Below are 19,339 nucleotides of genomic sequence, written 5' to 3' on the forward strand. Positions count from 1 at the left end.
TGAGTAACCCCCTACTCACATTCCGGCTCTACGGAGCACGGACCTGAAGACGACAAGCCGTGAACCGATCAAGAACACTGCTCACGTGCACGACCGATGCAGCACGGGGCATCCGTCCGCTGACGCTCGTCAGGGGCGGGAGCGCAGGCCGTACATGAGCTCTTCCCAGCGGATCGCGACGGCCGCCGCGGCGTGGGGGGACGCGGTCTCCAGCGCCCCGGCCGCCAGCTTCATGCGGCGGCGTTCGTCGTCGACGAGGGCGAGCAGCGCACAGGCGAGCGACTCGGCGTCCCCGCCCTCCCCCTCCTGGACCAGCACGCTGTCGTGGCCCGGCCGGAGGAACTCGGCGGGCCCGCGGGCTCCGGCGAAGCCCACGATCGGCACCCCGCAGCTCAACGCCTCGATGACCGTCATGCCCAGCACCTCGTGCCGCGCCGGCACCGCGACGATGGACGCCTTGGCGAACTCGCCGGGCAGGTCGGGGGTGGTGCCCATGAAGTACACGTGGTTGTGCAGGTCGAGGTCGCGGACGAGGGCGCGCAGCCGCCGCTCCTCCGGGCCCCCGCCGTACAACCGCAGCCGCCAGTCGGGCCGCTTGTCGGCGACGATCGCGAAGGCCCGCACGAGCTGGTCGTACGACTTGCCGGGCACCAGCCTGCCCCCGGCGCTGACGATCCGGTTGTCCATGCGGGAGCGCGGCCAGGGCGTCCCAGGCAGGGCGTCGGGGATGACGTGGACCGACAGATCGTCGTCGAGCAGCCGCACCCACTCCTCCCGCCGGCCGGCCGTGCTCGCCACCACGGCGTCGAGGCGGGGATAGAACCGGCGCACCGGGCCGGGCACCGACGGTCTGCTCCACTCCCGGGCGATGCGGACGACGTCCCGCGGGGCATACCTGGCGGCCTGCACGCTCAGCGACGGCCGGCTGGTGATCAGGACGTCGGCGTGCAGGCCCCGCAGCATGCGCCAGAGCGCCACCTCGGTGCGCACCTGTCCCCGGGGAAGCAGGTGATGGACACCCGGCCGGGCGTCCACGAGCCAGCGCAGCGTCACCCGGCGGTCGACCGGGAAGAACGGCGTCTCCCTGGTGCGCCGGACGCTCACCACCTCCACCTCGTGCCGTGAGGCCAGCCCTCCCGCGAGGTTGAGCATCGCCCGCACGTCGCCCCGCATGCCGTACGCCGAGGGGAGCAGGAACGCGATCTTCACGCTCCCACCTCCAGCAGCAGCTCGTCACCCGGAGTGAAGCTGGGCCGGATCGGCACGCCGTCCACGAGCGCGTGGGGATAGTGGACGCGGCGGCGCTTGCCCTCGACGTCGTCGAGCCTGGCGCCCAGCGGCAGCGCGCCGTCGACGCCGTCCACCTCCAGATAGGGCTCCCAGGAGCCTTGGGAGTCGGGGGTGGCGGCCAGCACGTCGCACAGCGAGAGCGCGGCGTGGAACCGGACCCCCTGGACGGTGGCGGCGAACCGCACGGTCGCGGCCGGGTCGTCGAGCCCCTGCTCCCCGTGCCTCAGGTCGCCGTGCCTCGGGTCGCTGTGGTCCTGATCGCCGCGACCCGGGTCGCCGTGGCCTGAGTCGCTGTGACGCAGCGCGAGCGTGGCGCGGCGGTGCTGGTCGTCGTCGTCCAGGCCGGTGTAGGCCAGCAGCCCGGTCACCTCGAAGCGCCCCTCACGGAACCACACCGCGCGGACGTCGGCGACCGGCTCCGCCGGGTCTATCTTGAGGGCCAGAAATCCGTTGCGGGTGCGGTAGGCCCGGTAGGCCAGCGTCCGGCGGCCCAGCGCGTACGCGTCGAGACGGTCGAGCGAGAACCCGGGATCGGCGCTCTCGATGCGGGCGCGGACGCCGTCCTGTTCGAGGTAGGTGTCCCAGCGGCCGGGACCGAGGCCGAGGGGCGCGAGGGAGACCGCGACGCCGGCGTCCCTCGTACGCCCGCCGGAGGCGCCGAGCGTCACCCGCCGTTCCTCACCCGTGCCCCGTTGCCGCAGGACGAGGCGGGTGCCGTCCGCCAGCGGCTCGGCGATGGACAGACGCAGGGAGAGGACGTCCGCCAGGGTGACCTCCGCGTCGATGACGACCACACCCACCGTCCAGCCCCCTCCCCGTCGATTGAGCCAACGTTGAGGTTACCGTGATTTTCCTGTTATGTGGAGAAAGCCTTTGTCACTCTTCCGTGAAACACCGTTCATTCCCTCGCCTTGACCGGGGATTTCCACAAATAGTTCACGATCACGGCAAAGGCCGCTTTACTCCTGCTTGATGGATTTGATGAGGAGCTGGGCGACGTCCACGACCTCCAGCGACTCCTTGGCCTGACCGGCGTTCTTCTTCTCATTGATCGCGTCGCCGAGCATCACGAGGCAGAACGGGCAGGCGGTGGAGACGGTGTCGGGATCGGTGGTCAGCGCCTCGTCCACCCGCTCGGTGTTGATGCGCTTTCCGATTCGCTCTTCCATCCACATCCGCGCGCCGCCGGCGCCGCAGCAGAATCCGCGTTCCTTGCAGCGGTGCATCTCCTGGGTCTGAACGCCGGGCACCTTGGCCATGATGTCGCGCGGCTGGGCGTAGACCTTGTTGTGCCGGCCCAGGAAGCACGGGTCGTGGTAGGTGATCTTCTCCTCGATCGGGGTGATCGGGGTGAGCCTGCCCTCCTCCACCAGATGCGCCAGCAGCTGGGTGTGGTGCACGACCTCGTAGGTGCCGCCGAGCTGCGGGTATTCGTTGGCGAGGGTGTTGAAGCAGTGCGGGCAGGTGGCCACGATCTTCTTGACGCCGGCCTCGTTGAGCGTCTCGATGTTCTGCTGGGCGAGCATGTTGAACAGGAACTCCATGCCCAGGCGGCGGGCCGGGTCGCCGGTGCAGGCCTCCATCGGGCCGAGCACGCCGAACTTGACCCCGGCGATGTGGAGCAGTTCCGCCACGGCCTTGGTGGTCTTCTTGGCCCGGTCCTCCAGCGCCCCGGCGCAGCCGACCCAGAACAGGTACTCGACGTCCTCGGGCATCGTCGAGTCGATGATCGGGACCTCGAAGTCGAGCTCCTCGATCCACTCGGCGCGCTTCATCTCGGACATGCCCCACGGGTTGCCCTTGTTCTCCAGGTTCTTGAGCATCACGCCCGCCTCGGACGGGAACGACGACTCGATCATCACCTGGTAGCGGCGCATGTCGAGGATGTGGTCGATGTGCTCGATGTCGACCGGGCACTGCTCGACGCAGGCGCCGCAGTTGGTGCACGACCACAACACGTCGGGGTGGATGACCCCGTCCTCACCGACGAGCGGCTTGTCGAGCAGGGCCAGCACGTCCTCGGAGAAGCTCTCCTTCTCCTTGTCCCCGGCCAGCAGGTAGGGCGCGACCGCGAAGGCGTGGTCACGCTGGTCGAGGATGAGCATCTTGGGCGACAGCGGCTTGTCGGTGTTCCAGGCCGGGCATTGGGACTGGCAGCGGCCGCACTCGGTGCAGGTGTAGAAGTCGAGGAAACCCTTCCAGGTCGTGTCGGTGATCTTGCCGCGGCCGAACACGTCGGTGTCAGGGTCGGCCTCCTCGAAGTCGAGCACCGCGCCGTTGCTGCGCATCGGCTGGGCCGGGCCCATCCCGTCGGGACGGCGGGAGAACAGAACGTTCAGCGGCGCGGTGAAGATGTGCAGGTGCTTGCTGTTCACCACGATGACCAGGAACACCAGCATGAGGCCGATGTGCAGCAGGAGAGCGATCTGCTCCAGCAGCTCGCTGTGCGGCAGGACCTTCCCGATGGCCAGGCAGGCGAAGGCGCCGGAGTCATAGGGGAAGTTGCCGTTGGCGGCCGCGGCGCCCCGGGCCAGGAACAGCGTCCAGATGATGTTGAAGATCATGAACAGGACCAGCCAGGCCCCGCCCAGATGGGAACCGGAGAATCGGGAGCCGCGCCCGAGCTTCTTCGGCGAGTTCTTGATCCGGATGGCGGTGAACGCGACCAGCCCGAGCAGACAGGCGACCGCGATGAAGTCCTGCAGGAAGCCCAGCACCGGCCAGGTCCCGATGAGCGGGATGTGGAAGTCCGAGTGTCCGGTGATCGCACCCTGGATGATCGCGCCGTACGCCTCGATGTAGACCGTCAACAAGATGAAGAACGCCCACATGACGAAGAAGTGGGCGGTGCCCGACGGCGTCCACTTCAGCAGCTTGCGCTGGCCGAAGACCTCGACCAACTGAGCCTTGATCTCAGCGCCGGCGTGCTGTTTGGCGTACTCGATCCGCTCCGGGGCCGGCTGGCCGCTGGTGGCGAGCCGATAGAGGAACAGCACGCGACGGCCCGCCAGCCCGACCGCCACGGCGGTCGCGACGAGGCCCACAATCGCTACCCAGAGCACGAGTCCCTCCCATATCGAACGTCGGCGGCCAGCGTAGGGGCGCGGCGCCCTCACGTGGGCGGTCGTGTCCCGCCCTGTGGATAACGCCTACGCTTCCCGAATGGTACCGGCGAGTAACTTATCCTGCGTCACGCTCGGCGAGTGGCGCTCGTCACTGCGTTTCCCGCCCACGGCTCGATACTAGAACAAAGCTCTACAAAGGGGTACGAGAGGGGCGTCCGTAAATCTATCCGGCCAGGTAACGCTGCATGGCGGGGCTCACCAGCGCGACGATCTCTTCGACGTCGGCGGAGGCCATCGGTTCGAACCTGAGGATGTACCGCGTCATCACCACGCCGAACAACTGCGCGAAGGCCGCCTCCATCCGCAACGGCGGAACGTCCAGCGCCTCGGCCACCCGCCCGAGGACGGCCGTCGCGAAGAACTCCCTGACCATGCCGACGGCCTGCTCGTTCACCATCGCCGTCCGCACCAGCCCCAGCAGCGGCTCCCTGGCCGCGGGGTCGGCCGTCATCGTCAGGATGAAGCGGACGATGCGCTCGCCGACCTCCTCACGCGGCCCCGACAGGATGAGGGGAAGCACCGCGGAGGGGTCCACCGGCAGCCGCATGGCCGCGACGAACACGCCCTCCTTGCTGTCGAAATAGTGGTGGACGAGAGCCGGATCGACACCGGCCTCCCGGGCGATGCCGCGGATCGTCGCCTTGTCGAACCCCTTCTCCGCGAAGACCCTGCGCGCCGCGGCGAGAATCTCCCCGCGGGTGTCCGCCGAGCCCGGACGCCGGCCGGGCCGGCGCCCCGGCCGCCGCCTGCCGCCCGAGACCTCCGGCACCTCCGTCGTCACATCGCTCCCCGCTCAAGCTCAGCCCCTGCGGCCCACCGCAAGATACACGCGCATGGGGACGGTCAGCCGCCCGTCGGGAAAGACCCGGCCGAGTTCGGCGCGCTCCCTGGCGAGCAGCTCCGCCACCACGTCACCCTCCATCCTCGCCATGTACGAGTGGGAGCGCAGGTCGACGAGGAAGTCCTCCAGCCGCACCGACCTGGTCCAGCCGACCCAGGTGTCGGCCACGGCGAGGCCGGCGTCGGACATGGCCGCGGCGATCGGCGGCATGCTCCACCCGGGCAGCACCGGCCCGATGTAGCCGGGGCACGACTCCGCGAGCCGCACCTGGTTGGCCGCCAGCCAGTCGGCCTTGCCCGGATCCACGCTGTTCCACCAGCCCGCCACCGCGCCGCCGCCCACGATCACCCGTACGGCCTCGGCCACCGACAGCGCCGGGTCGAGCCAGTGCCACGACTGGGCGTACGTCACGAGGTCGGCCGCGCCCGCGCGGAAGGGCAGGTCGTTCCCGTCGGCCAGCAGCGCCGGGCAGGCCGTGCGGGCGCGCAGGCGGGCCAGCATCCGCTCGCCGCGGTCCACGGCGACGACCCGGGCGCCGCGGTCGAGCAGCCCTCGGGTCGAGATGCCCGTGCCCGCTCCGACGTCGATCACGGTCGCCCCCGCGAGCCGGACTCCCGACAGGGTCTCCAGCGCGACGTAGAGGGCCTCCGGGTAGTGCGGCCTCGCCGCGTCGTACTCCTGGGAGACCCGGTCGAAGACCCGGTGGCTGTCCGCGAGCCGCTCGTTCATGAGGCCGTGGAGGAGGCGGCGAAGTGGAGCCTCGCGAAGGCGAGCGCCTCGGTCAGGTCCTCGATCCGCTCGCTGCGGCTGGTGGCCTTGCGGGTGTTGATCTCCAGGACGACGAGGCCCCGGTAACCGTTGCCGGCCAGGCGTTCCAGGATCGGCCCGCAGGGCTGCGTCCCCCGGCCGGGCACCAGGTGCTCGTCCTTGTTCGTGGTGCCCACCCCGTCGGCCAGGTGCAGGTGGGCCAGCCGCTCGCCCAGCTTGGTCGCCATCTCCATCGCGTCGGACCCGGACACCGCCGTATGGGACAGGTCGAGCGTCACGTCGGGGAAGTCGAAGTCGATGGGGTTCCAGTCCGGCGCGTACGGCACGACCTCGTTGCCCCTGGCCCGCAGCGGGAACATGTTCTCCACCGCGAAGACGACGTCCGTCTCCTCGCGCATCCGGGCCAGCCCCTTCTCGAACTCCCTGGCGTAGTCGCGCTGCCAGCGGAAGGGCGGGTGGACCACGACGGTCTGCGCGCCCAGCCGCTCGGCCGCCTCGCGGGCCCTGCGCAGCTTCAGCCACGGGTCGCGGCCCCATACCCGCTGGGTCACCAGCAGGCAGGGCGCGTGCACGGCCAGGATCGGGATCTCATAGTGGTCGCGCAGTCGTTCGAGGACCTCGATGTCCTGGCTGACCGGGTCCTGTCCCACCATGATCTCTACGCCGTCGTACCCGAGCCGGGCGGCAAGCTCGAAGGCGTCCGGCGTACGCTCCGGGTACACCGACGCCGTCGACAGCGCCACCTTGCCGCTGGGCACGCGGATGTCACTCATGAGGCCAGCCTCCCCTGGCGGCCCGCGGGCACGTTCCAGTGCCGTGGCCGTGGCCGTCCGTTCGCTCCATGCGCCCGTTCACGGATCCAGCCTAAGCCGCACCCGCGCCGTGCGCCGCTTCGCCACAATCAACTACCCAAGGTCGGGAACTAATGTGGGGCGCATGGCACGGATCGTGAGCGGGGCCGTACCCAGTCCGAACATCTGGAACACTCCCCAGATCTACGAGCTGGAGAACCTCGCCGTGGGACCCGCGGGCGCGGCCGAGGCCGCGATGCGGGCCGTACGGCCCTGGGACGGCGCGACCGTGGTCGAGATCGGCTGCGGCAGCGGCTTCCATCTGCCCCTGCTCGCCGCGTCCGCCGGGCGGGTCGTGGGCATCGAGCCGCACGGCGGCCTGGCCGCGCAGGCCGCCGCCCGCTGCGCGTCGCTGCCCGGCGTCTCGGTGCGTACGGGCACCGCGCAGGCGCTGCCCCTTCCCGACGCGTCGGCCGACGTGGCGATCGCGCGGTGGGCGTACTTCTTCGGGCCCGGCTGCGAGCCCGGCCTGCGCGAGCTGGGGCGGGTGCTGCGCCGGGGCGGCGCGGCCTTCGTCGTCGACGTGGACGCCTCGCGCGGAGCGTTCGGCCGCTGGTTCCGCCGGTCGCTGCCGTCGTACTCCCCCGAGGCGGTGGAACGCTTCTGGTCCCGGCAGGGCTGGCGGCGCGAGGAGCTGGACCTGCGGATGACTTTCCGTACCAGGGCCGACCTGGAGGCGGTGCTGCGCATCGAGTTCACGCCCGAGGTGGCCGGCGAGGCGCTGCGGGAGATCGAGGGCCTGGACGTCGACTACCCGAACGTCCTGCGCTGGCGGGAATTCTGAATCCGGGCTTGACCTTGTCACCGGCGTCAAGCTTTACCGTCGTGCCAGGACAGCCGAGGAGGGGCCGATGCGGATCGGCGAGCTGGCCCGGCGCGTGGGAGTGAGCACCCGGGCGCTGCGCTACTACGAGCAGCGGGGGCTCATCCGGTCGCGCCGCTCGGCCAACGGATATCGCGAGTACGACGAGTCGGACGTCCGGATCGTCACCGAGATCCGCGAGCTGATGTCGGTCGGCTTCACGCTGGAGGACGCCCGCCCGTTCGTGGACTGCCTGCGGTCCGGACACCCGTCCGGAGGCTCCTGCCCGGAGTCGGTGGCCGTCTACCGGCGCAAGCTCGCCGAGATCGACCGGGAGATCCGCGACCTGCTGGCCCGCCGCTCGGAGGTGGCCGCCCAGTTCGCCGACGCCTGCCCCGGCTGTCTCCTACGACGAGGAGAGTCATGATCACACTGACCGCTGAGAACTTCGACGAGCAGGTGCTGCACAGCGACAAGCCCGTGCTGGTGGACTTCTGGACCGACTGGTGCCCGCCGTGCAAGATGATCGCCCCGATCCTGGAGGAGATCGCCGCCGAGTACGGCGACCGCCTCACGGTGGCGAAGATCAACGCCGACGACCACCCCGAGATCGCCCAGCGCTACAACGTCCTGGGCTTCCCCACGCTGAACCTCTACCGCGACGGCGAGATCGTCCAGCAGATCAGGGGCGCCAAGCCCAAGCGGCTGCTGCTCGCCGACCTCGCGGGCCACTTCTAGGTCACGCCCGTCTTGCCGAGAGCTGCTTATATAAGCGTTGACTTTTATAAGTGGCTCTCGGCATAGTGGGCGCGTGCACGCATTCGACGCGCTGGGGGATCCGGTGCGACGCCGGATCCTGGAGCTGCTCTCCCATGGCGAGCAGACGTCGGGCGCGCTCACCTCGGTCATCCGTGCCGAGTTCGGGATCTCACAGCCGGCCATCTCCCAGCATCTGCGCGTGCTCCGCGAGTGCGGACTGGCGTCCGTACGCGCCGAGGGCACGCGGCGGCTGTACGCCGTCGAACCCGCGCCTCTGCGGGAGGCCGACGCCTGGCTGGAGCGGTTCCGCGGCTTCCTGGAGCAGCGGATCGACGCGCTCGGCACCGAACTGGCACGGGGCAGACGGGAGCGGCGGCACGGCGGCGGCGATGCCCATCACGCAGCCCACGACGGACGGACCGACGAGGAAGAGCGGCCAATGAGCGACTTCATCGACATGATCAACCAAGCCCACCGCGCGGTCGGCACGCGCGACCTGCCGGAAGGCGAAGCCCGCACGGTGCTGCTGCGGCGCACCTACGACGCCGGCGTCGAGGACGTGTGGGACGCCTGCACCGACCCCGAGCGGATCAGCCGCTGGTTCCTCCCGGTGAGCGGCGAGCTGAAACTCGGCGGGCACTACCAGCTCCAGGGCAACGCGGGCGGGGAGATCCTGCGGTGCGAGCCGCCGCGGCTGCTGCGGGTGAGCTGGCTGTTCGGCGAGAACCCCGGCTTCAGCGAGGTCGAGGTGCGGCTGAGCCCGGAGGGCGAGGGCCACACCGTGTTCGAGCTGGAGCACGTCGCCGTGGTGCCGCCCGAGTTCTGGGACCGGTTCGGGCCGGGCGCCACGGGCGTCGGCTGGGACCTGGCGCTGCTCGGGCTCGGCCTGCACCTGCGCGGCGAGATGATCGACGACCCCTCCGCGTGGGAGCAGTCGGAGGAGGCGCGGGAGCTCATGAGGCTCAGCAGCACCCTGTGGGGCGAGGCATACCGGGCCTCCGGCGCGCCGGACGACGTGGTGACCGCCGCGGTCTCCGGCACCACCGCCTTCTACGCGCCGGAGCAGCCGCAGGCCTAGTTCCCACCCCGCCGCCGCTTTCCTGAAGGGATTGTCGGCGGCGGCCGGTAACCTCCCGCACGTGAGCAAGGCAGCGAAACCGGCGTACCGGTGCGGCGAGTGCGGCTGGACCACGGTCAAGTGGGTCGGCAGGTGCGGGGAGTGCCAGGCGTGGGGCACGGTCGAGGAGGCCGGGGCCCGGCAGGGCGTCCACGTGGTCAAGCCGGGCGCGGTCTCCGCCCCCGCCGTCCCGATCGGCCAGGTGAAGGCCGACGTCGTCAGTTCGCGGACGACCAGAGTCCCCGAGCTCGACCGCGTGCTCGGCGGCGGTCTCGTCCCCGGCGCGGTCGTGCTCCTGGCGGGAGAGCCGGGCATCGGCAAGTCGACGCTGCTGCTGGAGGCCGCCGCCCGCACCGCGCAGGGCGAGACGGTCCTCTACGTGACCGGCGAGGAGTCGGCCGCCCAGGTGCGCATGCGCGCCGACCGCATCGGCGCTATCGAGGACAGGCTCTACCTGGCCGCCGAGACCGACCTGTCGGCCCTGGTGGCGCACGTCGAGAAGGTGCAGCCGAGCCTGCTCATCGTCGACTCGGTCCAGACGATCGGCTCGGCCGACGCGACCGGAGTGCCCGGCGGCGTGACCCAGGTCAGGGAGGTCGCCGGCAACCTGGTCCGCCTGGCCAAGGAGCGGGCCATGTCCACGGTGCTCGTCGGCCACGTGACCAAGGACGGCACGATCGCCGGCCCCCGCGTGCTGGAGCACCTGGTGGACGTCGTGCTCCACTTCGAGGGCGACCGCAACTCGCGGCTGCGCCTGGTGCGCGCGGTGAAGAACCGGTTCGGCCCGATCGACGAGGTGGGCTGCTTCGACCTGCACGAGCGCGGCATCACCGGGATCGCCGACCCCAGCGGGCTGTTCGTCTCCCGCCATCCCGAGCCGGTGCCGGGCACCTGCGTCACCGTGACCATCGAGGGCACCCGGCCGATCCCGGCCGAGTTGCAGGCTCTGGTCGGCCCGACCGAGGCCCCCCAGCCCCGCCGCACGTCCTCCGGTCTCGACTCCTACCGGGTGGCGATGGTGCTCGCCGTCATGGAGCGGCGGCTCCACGCCAAGATCGGCAAGTGCGACGTCTTCACGGCCACCGTGGGCGGGATCCGCCTGACCGACCCCGCCGTGGACCTCGCGCTGATGCTGTCGGTCGTCAGCGCGGCCGGCGACCAGGCCCTGCCCGCCGGGCTCGTCGCGCTGGGCGAGGTCGGCCTGGCCGGCGAACTGCGGCCCGTGCGGGACGTCCGGCGGCGGCTGGCCGAGGCGGCCCGGCTCGGCTTCACCAGGGCGCTGGTGCCCACCGGCTCGCTGGAGGAGGAAGGCCCGCGCCTGGAGGCGGCGGCGAAGCCCGGCCGGCTCGTGGCGCTGCGCTCGCCGGCCGGCCGTACGACGCCGTTCGCGCCGGGCTTCGAGGTCACGGAGGTGGAGAACGTGTGGGACGCGCTCAACCTCATGAGATCCGCGGGGTGATCGGCCGTCACACCGGTGAGCACGGCATCACGCCGGTAAACTCTGTTGCCTGTCCCGTCGGTCGTGGCCTCGCCCCCGCGCCCCCGGCGGGCTTCACAGGGCGCCTGCGGAGCGCCTCGCGGATCTCGCCGCGGCAAGGGATCGGTAGGAAGACGATCTGACGGATAACGACCGGGCGAGCCCACTGGGGTGCATGTGCTGGACAACGACAAGGCGATCGACGACCGCAGAAGGGCCGTGCTCGCCGCGCTCGCCCCGGGGACGGCGCTGCGCGACGGGCTGGAGCGCATCCTGCGCGGCCACACCGGCGGACTGATCGTCCTCGGGTACGACCGCACGGTCGAGGACATCTGCACCGGCGGGTTCACGCTCGACGTCGAGTTCTCCGCGACCCGCCTGCGCGAGCTGGCCAAGATGGACGGCGCGATCGTGCTCGACACGGCCCACCTGAGGATCGTGCGGGCCGCCGTGCACCTCGTGCCCGACCCGGCCATCCCCACCGACGAGTCCGGCACCCGGCACCGCACGGCGCAGCGGGTGGCCAGGCAGACCTCGCTCCCGGTCATCGCGATCAGCAAGTCGATGCGGATCATCGCGCTCTACCTCGACGGCATCCGCTACGTGCTGGAGGAGTCGGCCGCGATCCTGTCCAAGGCCAACCAGGCTCTGGCGACGCTCGAACGCTACAAGAAGCGGCTCGACGAGGTCTCCGGCAACCTGTCGGCCCTGGAGATCGAGGACCTCGTCACGGTCCGCGACGTGGCCGTCGTCGTCCAGCGGCTGGAGATGGTCCGCCGCATCGCCCGCGAGATCGAGGGATACGTCGTCGAGCTCGGCACCGACGGGCGGCTGCTGTCCCTCCAGCTCGACGAACTGTTCGCGGGCGTGGAGACCGACCGCGTGCAGATCATCCGCGACTACGCGCCCGGTGCGCTCGGCGCGCGGCCGTACGGCGACGCCGACGCCATGCGGGAGCTGGACGAACTGTCGTCCGGCGACCTGCTCGACCTGTCGAAGGTGGCGCAGATATTGGGCCACCACGGCGGCGACGCGCTCGACACGCCGGTCAGCCCGCGCGGCTTCCGGCTGCTCACCAAGGTTCCCCGCCTCCCCGGGGCGATCGTCGACCGGCTAGTGAGCCACTTCGGCGGCCTGCAGAAGCTGCTCGCGGCCAGCACCGACGACCTCCAGGCCGTCGGCGGCGTGGGCGAGACCCGGGCACGCAGCGTCCGCGAGGGCCTGTCCCGGCTCGCCGAGTCGTCCATCCTGGAGCGCTACCTCTGATCGATGCGCGGCTGTTCGACTCAATGACCTGCCGGAGCGGCTGAGGAGCGCTCGGTCACGGCGGTGCGAGCACGAGGACGGAGAGGTCGCCGACGCTCATGATCTAGGGGGTGAACAGCTTCCAGTGCCCCTCGGAGACGACCTCCACATGCCCGTCGATCACTTTGATGGCGGTCTCATCGTCGATCGCGTACGCCTGATTCGGGATGCCGGCCGCCCACCTTTCCGCCTCGGCCATGGTGTTCTCCGGCAGGAGTTCGTGATCCAGGTGCGGGAAGATCGAGAAGTCGACGACACCCAGGGTGCTGTCGTCACCCGAGGGCGGCTTCCACTGGACGAAGTCCTCCCCGATGTGGGGAGTCATCACCATGCTCCCGGCGCTCAGTCCCGCCCAGACCGTCTCGCTCAGCGACGGCAACAGATCCGCCAGCCCGGACTGCCGCATCCAGTGACACAGGTACAGCGCATCGCCGCCGTTCACCAGCAGGACGTCTGCCTCCCGGACCCAGGGGACCCAGCGCTCTTCACCGATGCTGGGCAGCGCGGTGAGCTCCAGCACTCCCACGGACTTCCACCCCAGCTCGCACATGGGTAGGGCGGACTGTCCACTGATGAAACGCCATGCGCCGACAGGAGTGCCCTGGGGGTGCCCGTATGACGCGGTGGGGATGCAGAGGGCGTGGGACTCGGCGATCGGCTTGCCCAGGAGGTCGACCAGCGCGTCGTGGATGCTCGCGTTCGCGATGCCGGCGGATGTGAGAAGGAGCCGCATGATGCCCTTTCCTGAGCGCTCTGTCGCTGCCCTGTGTCAGAAACGCCTGCGTCAGAAGCGTCGGTCACCGGCCCGGCGATCCCCTCCACGACGAAACTGATTGCAGAATGAAATCGGTTAGAGTGACGCTAACACGACCAGTTGCGAAGTGCCACCAGATTCGCCGGCTGACGTACGACGCCCGGCGCGCCGGTCGGGATACCCGATCAGCCGGCGATCGAGGCGCTGGACGACCGGCACCCTCTCTCAGCGCAGATGAAAGACGATCTTCGGGCTCTTCAACCGGCCCGAGTGGGCGGTCGCGATGTACGTGCCGGGGTCGGCGGCCGGCCGCTTGCCGGCGCACGTGCTGCCCGAGCGGTGGCGGTCCCATTTGATCGAGCGGACGTAGGGGATGCCCCGCTCCAGCAACTGCCTGTCCACGCCGTCGCCCGCCACGCAGTCGGCCGTCGACCACACGCGATCGCCGCCCGACAGCACCCGCATCTCCAGCGTGCGCGGCCCGACGTCCACCGTGCACTCGACCTTGCTCGTGCTCACCACCGTCAGCAGGAAGGACGGGGTGACCCCCTTGCCGTACACGTCCTGGCCGGTCTGCAGCGCCAGCACGAGGTCCTTCTCGTCGCACGGATCGCCGGGGCGTCGCGGCTTGCCGGGCGAGGGCGAGACGCTCGCGGAGGCGGACGGCGACGGCTGCCCCGCGACGGCGCCGGAGACGGCGGGCGTCTTCGGGGCCAGCCCTGCGGGCAGCGAGACGACCAGGCGGTCGGAGGGCGTCGCCTTGACGGCGGCGGCGGTCTCGTCAGGCCGTCCGGAGGCGCTGCTGCACGCCCATGCCACGACCGCCACCACGACGAGCATCCCCGTGAGCACCGACACCCGGCGGCGCCAGTAGACGTCCGCCCCCTCGACGCCCACGTCACCACGGAAAGTGTCCGGATCCATACGGACAGTATGGGGAGCCCTGGGGGGCAGCCGGGAACGGCTCGCTGAACCTTGTCCTTCTCCAGATCACAGCGTCGCCGGGTCTTTGCGCAATCGGGCGCCACACGCGCGCCGGCGCGGCTCTCGGTACAGTCGGGGCGTGTCCGCCTCCCTGCGTGAGCCCATCCTCGACTGGTATGCCGAGCACAACCGCGATCTGCCCTGGCGGCGTCCCGACGCGACCCCCTGGGGCATCCTGGTGAGCGAGATCATGCTCCAGCAGACGCCCGTCGCCCGGGTGCTGCCGATCTGGACCGAGTGGATGGAGCGCTGGCCCACCCCCGAGGCGCTCGCGAAGGAGTCCCCCGGCGAGGCCGTACGCCACTGGGGCCGGCTCGGCTACCCGCGCAGGGCGCTCAACCTGCACGCGTGCGCGCGGGCCATCACGGCCGACCATGACGGCCGCGTGCCGGCCACGTACGACGAACTGCGAGCCCTGCCCGGGATCGGCGACTACACGGCGGCGGCCGTGGCCAGCTTCGCGTACGGCGGCAGCCACGCGGTGCTCGACACCAACGTGCGGCGTGTCCTGGCCAGGGCGGTGCGTGGCGAGGAGTATCCGCCGAAGGCGCCCACGGCGGCCGAGCGGCGGCTCGCGGAGTCGCTGGTGCCCCCGGTGGGCGCGCCCCGCTGGGCGGTGGCCGTGATGGAGCTGGGCGCGCTGGTGTGCACCGCCAGGGCGCCCCGCTGCGAGCGCTGCCCGGTCACCGCGCAGTGCGCGTGGCGGCTGGCCGGACGTCCGGCCCACGACGGCCCGGCTCGGCAGGGCCAGACGTACGCGGGGACCGACCGGCAGTGCCGCGGCCGCCTGCTCGCCGTGCTCCGCGAGGCGCACGGGCCGGTCCCCAAGGAGGCGCTGGACGCCGTCTGGGCCGACCACGTGCAGCGCGAGCGCGCACTGGACGGCCTCCTGGACGACGGCCTGGCCGAGGTCCTCCCCGACGGCACCTACCAGTTGCCCTCCTGACCCCGGCCGCCCGGAAGGCGAAGCACGGCGTCCTTGTCGGCGCTCCGGGCGCCCGTCAGGCGGCGAGCTTGAGGCCGAGCGCGGTGAGGTTGCGGCGCGTCCAGTCGAGCTCGTCGGCGAGCTTCGCCACCAGGGCGGCGGGCCCCTTCGCCTTGGAGGAGGTGAGGTCGTGGGCCTCCACCTCGATGTGCGCGGTGCCGTTCACCGCCCCGGACAGGATCGCGGTGAGCGTGTCGGCGATCACCGGCTGGGTGCTGGGGATCTCCTGGCTGTGGTTGTGCACGTGGCTGAGCTTGACCACGGGGGCGCCGGCGAGGGCCAGGCCACGCAGCGCCGCGTCGGGCTCCTCGGCGCCGCAGGACAGGTGGCAGGCGTCCAGGCAGACGCCGAGGTGATCGGAGTCGATGTCGCAGACCCGCTCAAGGGCCTGCTCGGTGGTCTCCAGCACGCAACCGGGCCAGGGCTCGAAACCGACCCTGATGATCTTTCCGGTGACGCTGTAGAGGCCGCGCAGCTCACGCGAGAGCCGTTCGAGCCGACGGGAGGCGATGGTGTGCAGGTCGGCCGGCCAGTCGCGGCGCCAGCCGATGGGGATCGTGGAGATGCCGCCCGACTGCACGTCGTCCGGCAGCAGGAACGCGAGGATCTTCGCCAGCGCCATGGTGTAGCGGTAGCGCTCGGGCTTGGCCCAGTCGGGTCCGGGAACCTCCTGGTTGCGCCCGCCGGTGCCGTTCAGGCTCACGCACTCCAGGCCGCGCTCCTCCAGCGAGCGGCGCAGCCGTACGAGCTCGATGCGATCGGCGATGAGGTGGTCCGCCACCGCGGGAGCGAGCCACAGGCCGATGCCCAGCCGGTCGACTCCCAGCTTCCTGCGCACCGGCACGGCGTAGCGCGTGAGGTGGGCGATCAGGTTCTCCAGATCCTCGGCGGGATGTACGCCCGCGTTGTAGGCCAGGTGAACCAGCGTCCCGTCGTCGTGCAACAGGCGCATCAGGTGCCTCCAAGGCTTGTGCACTTCCGGACCGCCAATTCGCCCACAGGGCGTGTCCCGACCGCATGGGACTCCGGTCCTCCTACCGCCGGGATCTCTCCCGGGCGGACCGAGCTTCCCCCGTGTGCCCGGTCCTCCGCGTCCGCCCCGCAGCGGATTGTCCGGTACGCCGCAGGGATGACATTCCGTCCGGCCGCGCTCGGACATACCGCGAGCGGACTCTACAAAGTGTAGTACTACGTCCGGTGGCGTGATACCGGTTCTCGCCCTCTCGGCGGGAAGGTGACCGCACCGTGACCGAGGCACGGCGAAAAGCCGAAGGGGCGCCCCTGACGGAGCGCCCCTCGGGTGGAACGGGTTATCGCAGGCGGATCAGCGCTGGACCGCCTCGGCGATGGAGGCCGCCGAGTCCGGGACCGCCGGGCTCTTCGCCTCACCGATGAAGGTGAACGTCGCGGCGTCGCCTTCGCCCTCGATGTCGATCTTGACGACCTGGCCCGGCCGCAGCTCGCCGTAGAGGATCTTCTCCGACAGCGTGTCCTCCAGCTCGCGCTGGATCGTGCGCCGCAGCGGACGGGCGCCCATCACCGGGTCGTACCCGCGGTCGGCCAGCAGCTGCTTGGCGGCCGGGGTCAGCTCCAGGCCCATGTCGCGGTCCTTCAGGCGCTCGGCCACCTGGGCGAGCATCAGGTCCACGATCTGGATGATCTCCTTGGGCGTGAGCTGGTGGAAGACCACGATGTCGTCGACGCGGTTGAGGAACTCGGGCCGGAAGTGCTGCTTGAGCTCCTCCTGCACCTTGGACTTCATCCGGTCGTAGTTCGACTCGGTGTCGTTGGCGCGGGCGAACCCGACCCCGATGCCCTTGGAGATGTCCCGGGTGCCGAGGTTGGTCGTCATGATGATGACGGTGTTCTTGAAGTCGACCACCCGGCCCTGGGCGTCGGTCAGGCGACCGTCCTCCAGGATCTGCAGCAGCGAGTTGAAGATGTCGGGGTGGGCCTTCTCGATCTCGTCGAACAGGACCACGGAGAAGGGCTTGCGCCGCACCTTTTCGGTCAGCTGACCGCCCTCTTCGTACCCGACATAACCGGGCGGGGAGCCGAACAGCCGCGAAACGGTGTGCTTCTCCATGAACTCCGACATGTCAAGCATGATCAGCGCGTCTTCGTCGCCGAACAGGAACTCCGCCAGCGCCTTGGACAGCTCGGTCTTGCCGACACCCGACGGGCCGGCGAAGATGAACGACCCACCCGGACGGCGCGGGTCCTTCAACCCGGCGCGGGTGCGCCGGATCGACCGCGACAGCCCCTTGATCGCGTCGTCCTGACCGATGATCCGCTTGTGCAGCTCGTCTTCCATCCGCAGCAGCCGCTGCGACTCCTCCTCGGTCAGCTTGAACACCGGGATACCGGTGGCGGTGGCCAGAACCTCGGCGATCAGCTCCTCGGTCACCTCGGCCACGACATCCATGTCGCCGGCCTTCCACTCCTTCTCCCGCCGCTCCCGCTTGAGCTGCAGCTGCTTTTCCTGATCCCGCAACGCCGCGGCCTTCTCGAAGTCCTGCGCGTCGATCGCGGACTCCTTCTCCCGCCGCACGTTCGCGATCTTCTCGTCGTACTCGCGCAGGTCCGGCGGCGCCGTCATCCGGCGGATCCGCATCCGCGAGCCCGCCTCGTCGATCAGGTCGATCGCCTTGTCCGGCAGGAACCGGTCACTGATGTAACGGTCGGCCAGCGTCGCCGCGGCCACCAGCGCACCATCGGTGATCGACACCCGGTGATGCGCCTCGTAACGATCCCGCAGCCCCTTGAGGATCTCGATCGTGTGCGACAACGACGGCTCGGCCACCTGAATCGGCTGGAACCGCCGCTCCAGCGCCGCGTCCTTCTCCAGGTGCTTGCGGTACTCGTCGAGCGTGGTGGCACCGATGGTCTGCAGCTCACCGCGGGCCAGCATCGGCTTGAGGATGCTCGCGGCGTCGATGGCGCCCTCGGCGGCGCCCGCGCCGACCAGCGTGTGCAGCTCGTCGATGAACAAGATGATGTCGCCCCGGGTACGGATCTCCTTGAGCACCTTCTTCAGGCGCTCTTCGAAGTCACCGCGGTAACGGGAACCGGCCACCAGCGCACCCAGGTCAAGGGTGTAGAGCTGCTTGTCCTTCAGCGTCTCGGGCACCTCACCCTTGACGATCTTCTGCGACAGCCCCTCCACCACGGCGGTCTTGCCCACACCGGGCTCACCCACCAGAACCGGGTTGTTCTTGGTCCTCCTGGAAAGGACCTGCATGACCCGCTCGATCTCCTTGTCCCGGCCGATCACCGGGTCGAGCTTGCCCTCCCGCGCGGCCTGGGTCAGGTTGCGCCCGAACTGGTCCAGCACAAGCGACGTCGACGGCGCCGACTCCTGCGGCCCACCCGCCGCCGCCGGCTCCTTGCCCTGATACCCGTGCAGCAACTGAATGACCTGCTGACGCACCCTGTTCAGATCAGCGCCCAGCTTCACCAGCACCTGCGCCGCGACACCCTCACCCTCCCGGATCAACCCCAGAAGAATGTGCTCGGTGCCGATGTAGTTGTGCCCGAGCTGCAACGCCTCGCGCAGCGACAGCTCAAGAACCTTCTTGGCCCGCGGCGTGAAGGGAATGTGTCCCGACGGCGCCGACTGCCCCTGACCGATGATCTCCTCGACCTGCTGGCGCACCCCCTCGAGACTGATCCCAAGACTCTCCAGAGCCTTGGCCGCCACACCCTCACCCTCATGGATCAAACCAAGAAGAATGTGCTCAGTGCCGATGTAGTTGTGGTTGAGCATCCGAGCCTCTTCCTGGGCAAGGACGACAACCCGCCGCGCACGGTCGGTGAACCTCTCGAACATCTCGTCGCTCCTCACAGAGCGGTCAGGCGAGCACGGGAGATCCGGCCCGTCGTTCCGCATGGTAGCCCCGACCCAGCGACCCGCTCCTTGGCAGAAGGGTTCCCCAAGCGCAGGGCGTTCATGCTCTATCCAACCCCCTGCTGGGGGTGACATGTTCCCGATACGCCGCAAGCGAACGAGGTTTTAAGGGAGCGGAAACACAATCGCGCGGTTATGCGATCGTCAGGTCCTCCGACGACTGTCATAACCGCGCGATCAAGACTCGAGTTAGGGAGTGTCCCCGCAGATCTTGCCGTAGCCGGGATCGTCCAGGCGGATCCATCGCAAGGCGGAGGAGGAGCCAATAGCGCAGCTATTGGTGCCCGCTCCCGGCCCTCCGGAGATTCGGAGCTGTGCGGAATCCCCGCGAGTGGGGCGACAACGCCGCGAGGCGCCGTCCGGACGACCCCAGT

17 protein-coding genes are annotated in these 19,339 nt (G+C 70.1%); 7 read left to right on the top strand and 10 right to left on the bottom strand.

All coding sequences use genetic code 11. From position 1 onward, the window contains the following. Positions 1 to 129: 129 nt before the first annotated feature. The 6 genes from ACIBK1_RS00735 to ACIBK1_RS00760 all read right to left on the bottom strand — a co-directional run bounded on the left by ACIBK1_RS00735 (position 130) and on the right by ACIBK1_RS00760 (position 6,797). Complete coding sequence (locus ACIBK1_RS00735) at positions 130 to 1,209, bottom strand: glycosyltransferase (protein ID WP_030512315.1); 1,080 nt, start codon at positions 1,207 to 1,209, stop codon at positions 130 to 132. Further along, entirely contained in the window at positions 1,206 to 2,090 is an 885-nt protein-coding gene (locus ACIBK1_RS00740; RefSeq protein ID WP_363526583.1) for a hypothetical protein, read from the bottom strand. The genes ACIBK1_RS00735 and ACIBK1_RS00740 overlap by 4 nt, the downstream gene beginning before the upstream one ends. A 159-nt stretch (positions 2,091 to 2,249) precedes the next feature. Then, positions 2,250 to 4,352, bottom strand: a complete 2,103-nt coding sequence (locus tag ACIBK1_RS00745) for a (Fe-S)-binding protein (protein ID WP_396731298.1) — start codon at positions 4,350 to 4,352, stop codon at positions 2,250 to 2,252. Positions 4,353 to 4,578: 226 nt separating this feature from the next. Continuing rightward, positions 4,579 to 5,196: a TetR/AcrR family transcriptional regulator gene (locus ACIBK1_RS00750; RefSeq protein ID WP_030512312.1), complete on the bottom strand. Its 618-nt coding sequence runs from the start codon at positions 5,194 to 5,196 to the stop codon at positions 4,579 to 4,581. An 18-nt stretch (positions 5,197 to 5,214) separates the two neighbouring features. Then, complete coding sequence (locus ACIBK1_RS00755) at positions 5,215 to 5,985, bottom strand: class I SAM-dependent methyltransferase (protein WP_030512311.1); 771 nt, start codon at positions 5,983 to 5,985, stop codon at positions 5,215 to 5,217. Then, positions 5,982 to 6,797, bottom strand: coding sequence for a sugar phosphate isomerase/epimerase family protein (locus tag ACIBK1_RS00760; RefSeq protein ID WP_036409336.1), 816 nt, complete (start codon positions 6,795 to 6,797; stop codon positions 5,982 to 5,984). The genes ACIBK1_RS00755 and ACIBK1_RS00760 overlap by 4 nt, the downstream gene beginning before the upstream one ends. A gap of 163 nt (positions 6,798 to 6,960) precedes the next feature. On the opposite strand from ACIBK1_RS00760, the gene ACIBK1_RS00765 reads away from it, so the two are divergent. The 6 genes from ACIBK1_RS00765 to disA all read left to right on the top strand — a co-directional run bounded on the left by ACIBK1_RS00765 (position 6,961) and on the right by disA (position 12,296). Then, positions 6,961 to 7,659 carry a class I SAM-dependent methyltransferase gene (locus tag ACIBK1_RS00765; RefSeq protein ID WP_030512309.1) on the top strand — a complete coding sequence of 233 codons (699 nt, stop codon included), beginning with the start codon at positions 6,961 to 6,963 and terminating at the stop codon, positions 7,657 to 7,659. 67 nt (positions 7,660 to 7,726) lie between these two features. Then, positions 7,727 to 8,104 carry a MerR family transcriptional regulator gene (locus tag ACIBK1_RS00770; protein ID WP_030512308.1) on the top strand — a complete coding sequence of 126 codons (378 nt, stop codon included), beginning with the start codon at positions 7,727 to 7,729 and terminating at the stop codon, positions 8,102 to 8,104. Beyond that, positions 8,101 to 8,415: a thioredoxin gene (trxA, locus tag ACIBK1_RS00775; protein ID WP_030512307.1), complete on the top strand. Its 315-nt coding sequence runs from the start codon at positions 8,101 to 8,103 to the stop codon at positions 8,413 to 8,415. The genes ACIBK1_RS00770 and trxA overlap by 4 nt, the downstream gene beginning before the upstream one ends. Positions 8,416 to 8,488: 73 nt before the next feature. Beyond that, positions 8,489 to 9,514, top strand: a complete 1,026-nt coding sequence (locus ACIBK1_RS00780; RefSeq protein ID WP_396731303.1) for a metalloregulator ArsR/SmtB family transcription factor — start codon at positions 8,489 to 8,491, stop codon at positions 9,512 to 9,514. A gap of 61 nt (positions 9,515 to 9,575) precedes the next feature. Then, positions 9,576 to 11,012 (top strand): DNA repair protein RadA, encoded by a 1,437-nt coding sequence (radA, locus tag ACIBK1_RS00785; RefSeq protein ID WP_396731306.1) that lies wholly within the window; start codon positions 9,576 to 9,578, stop codon positions 11,010 to 11,012. 195 nt (positions 11,013 to 11,207) lie between these two features. Then, complete coding sequence (disA, locus tag ACIBK1_RS00790; RefSeq protein ID WP_231514192.1) at positions 11,208 to 12,296, top strand: DNA integrity scanning diadenylate cyclase DisA; 1,089 nt, start codon at positions 11,208 to 11,210, stop codon at positions 12,294 to 12,296. A 103-nt stretch (positions 12,297 to 12,399) separates the two neighbouring features. Here the strand turns inward: disA and ACIBK1_RS00795 are convergent, their stop codons facing one another. Together ACIBK1_RS00795 and ACIBK1_RS00800 are read right to left on the bottom strand one after the other, a co-directional pair. Continuing rightward, positions 12,400 to 13,068 carry a Type 1 glutamine amidotransferase-like domain-containing protein gene (locus ACIBK1_RS00795; protein ID WP_030512303.1) on the bottom strand — a complete coding sequence of 223 codons (669 nt, stop codon included), beginning with the start codon at positions 13,066 to 13,068 and terminating at the stop codon, positions 12,400 to 12,402. A 246-nt stretch (positions 13,069 to 13,314) separates the two neighbouring features. Beyond that, entirely contained in the window at positions 13,315 to 14,013 is a 699-nt protein-coding gene (locus tag ACIBK1_RS00800; protein ID WP_030512302.1) for a hypothetical protein, read from the bottom strand. A 139-nt stretch (positions 14,014 to 14,152) separates the two neighbouring features. Here ACIBK1_RS00800 and ACIBK1_RS00805 point away from each other — a divergent pair, with 139 nt between their 5' ends. Further along, positions 14,153 to 15,019 carry an HhH-GPD family protein gene (locus tag ACIBK1_RS00805; protein WP_030512301.1) on the top strand — a complete coding sequence of 289 codons (867 nt, stop codon included), beginning with the start codon at positions 14,153 to 14,155 and terminating at the stop codon, positions 15,017 to 15,019. Between the two features lie 55 nt (positions 15,020 to 15,074). Here the strand turns inward: ACIBK1_RS00805 and ACIBK1_RS00810 are convergent, their stop codons facing one another. Both ACIBK1_RS00810 and ACIBK1_RS00815 read right to left on the bottom strand, forming a co-directional pair. Further along, the gene (locus ACIBK1_RS00810) at positions 15,075 to 16,010 is read right to left on the bottom strand and encodes a TIM barrel protein (protein WP_030512300.1); all 936 of its coding nucleotides are present in this window, start codon (positions 16,008 to 16,010) and stop codon (positions 15,075 to 15,077) included. A gap of 372 nt (positions 16,011 to 16,382) precedes the next feature. Further along, a complete protein-coding gene (locus ACIBK1_RS00815; protein WP_396731311.1) occupies positions 16,383 to 18,887 on the bottom strand; it encodes an ATP-dependent Clp protease ATP-binding subunit in 2,505 nt (834 codons plus the stop codon). Between the last annotated feature and the right edge of the window lie 452 nt (positions 18,888 to 19,339).

It is taken from the genome of Microbispora rosea, from assembly GCF_044460045.1.
GTDB classification, from domain to species: domain Bacteria; phylum Actinomycetota; class Actinomycetes; order Streptosporangiales; family Streptosporangiaceae; genus Microbispora; species Microbispora rosea.

Coding starts and splice junctions, on each gene's coding strand:
- ACIBK1_RS00755 (WP_030512311.1), bottom strand. CDS start 5,985: ATGAACGAGCGGCTCGCGGACAGCCACCGGGTCTTCGACCGGGTCTCC.
- ACIBK1_RS00760 (WP_036409336.1), bottom strand. CDS start 6,797: ATGAGTGACATCCGCGTGCCCAGCGGCAAGGTGGCGCTGTCGACGGCG.
- ACIBK1_RS00765 (WP_030512309.1), top strand. CDS start 6,961: ATGGCACGGATCGTGAGCGGGGCCGTACCCAGTCCGAACATCTGGAAC.
- ACIBK1_RS00770 (WP_030512308.1), top strand. CDS start 7,727: ATGCGGATCGGCGAGCTGGCCCGGCGCGTGGGAGTGAGCACCCGGGCG.
- trxA (WP_030512307.1), top strand. CDS start 8,101: ATGATCACACTGACCGCTGAGAACTTCGACGAGCAGGTGCTGCACAGC.
- ACIBK1_RS00795 (WP_030512303.1), bottom strand. CDS start 13,068: ATGCGGCTCCTTCTCACATCCGCCGGCATCGCGAACGCGAGCATCCAC.
- ACIBK1_RS00800 (WP_030512302.1), bottom strand. CDS start 14,013: ATGGATCCGGACACTTTCCGTGGTGACGTGGGCGTCGAGGGGGCGGAC.
- ACIBK1_RS00810 (WP_030512300.1), bottom strand. CDS start 16,010: ATGCGCCTGTTGCACGACGACGGGACGCTGGTTCACCTGGCCTACAAC.
- ACIBK1_RS00815 (WP_396731311.1), bottom strand. CDS start 18,887: ATGTTCGAGAGGTTCACCGACCGTGCGCGGCGGGTTGTCGTCCTTGCC.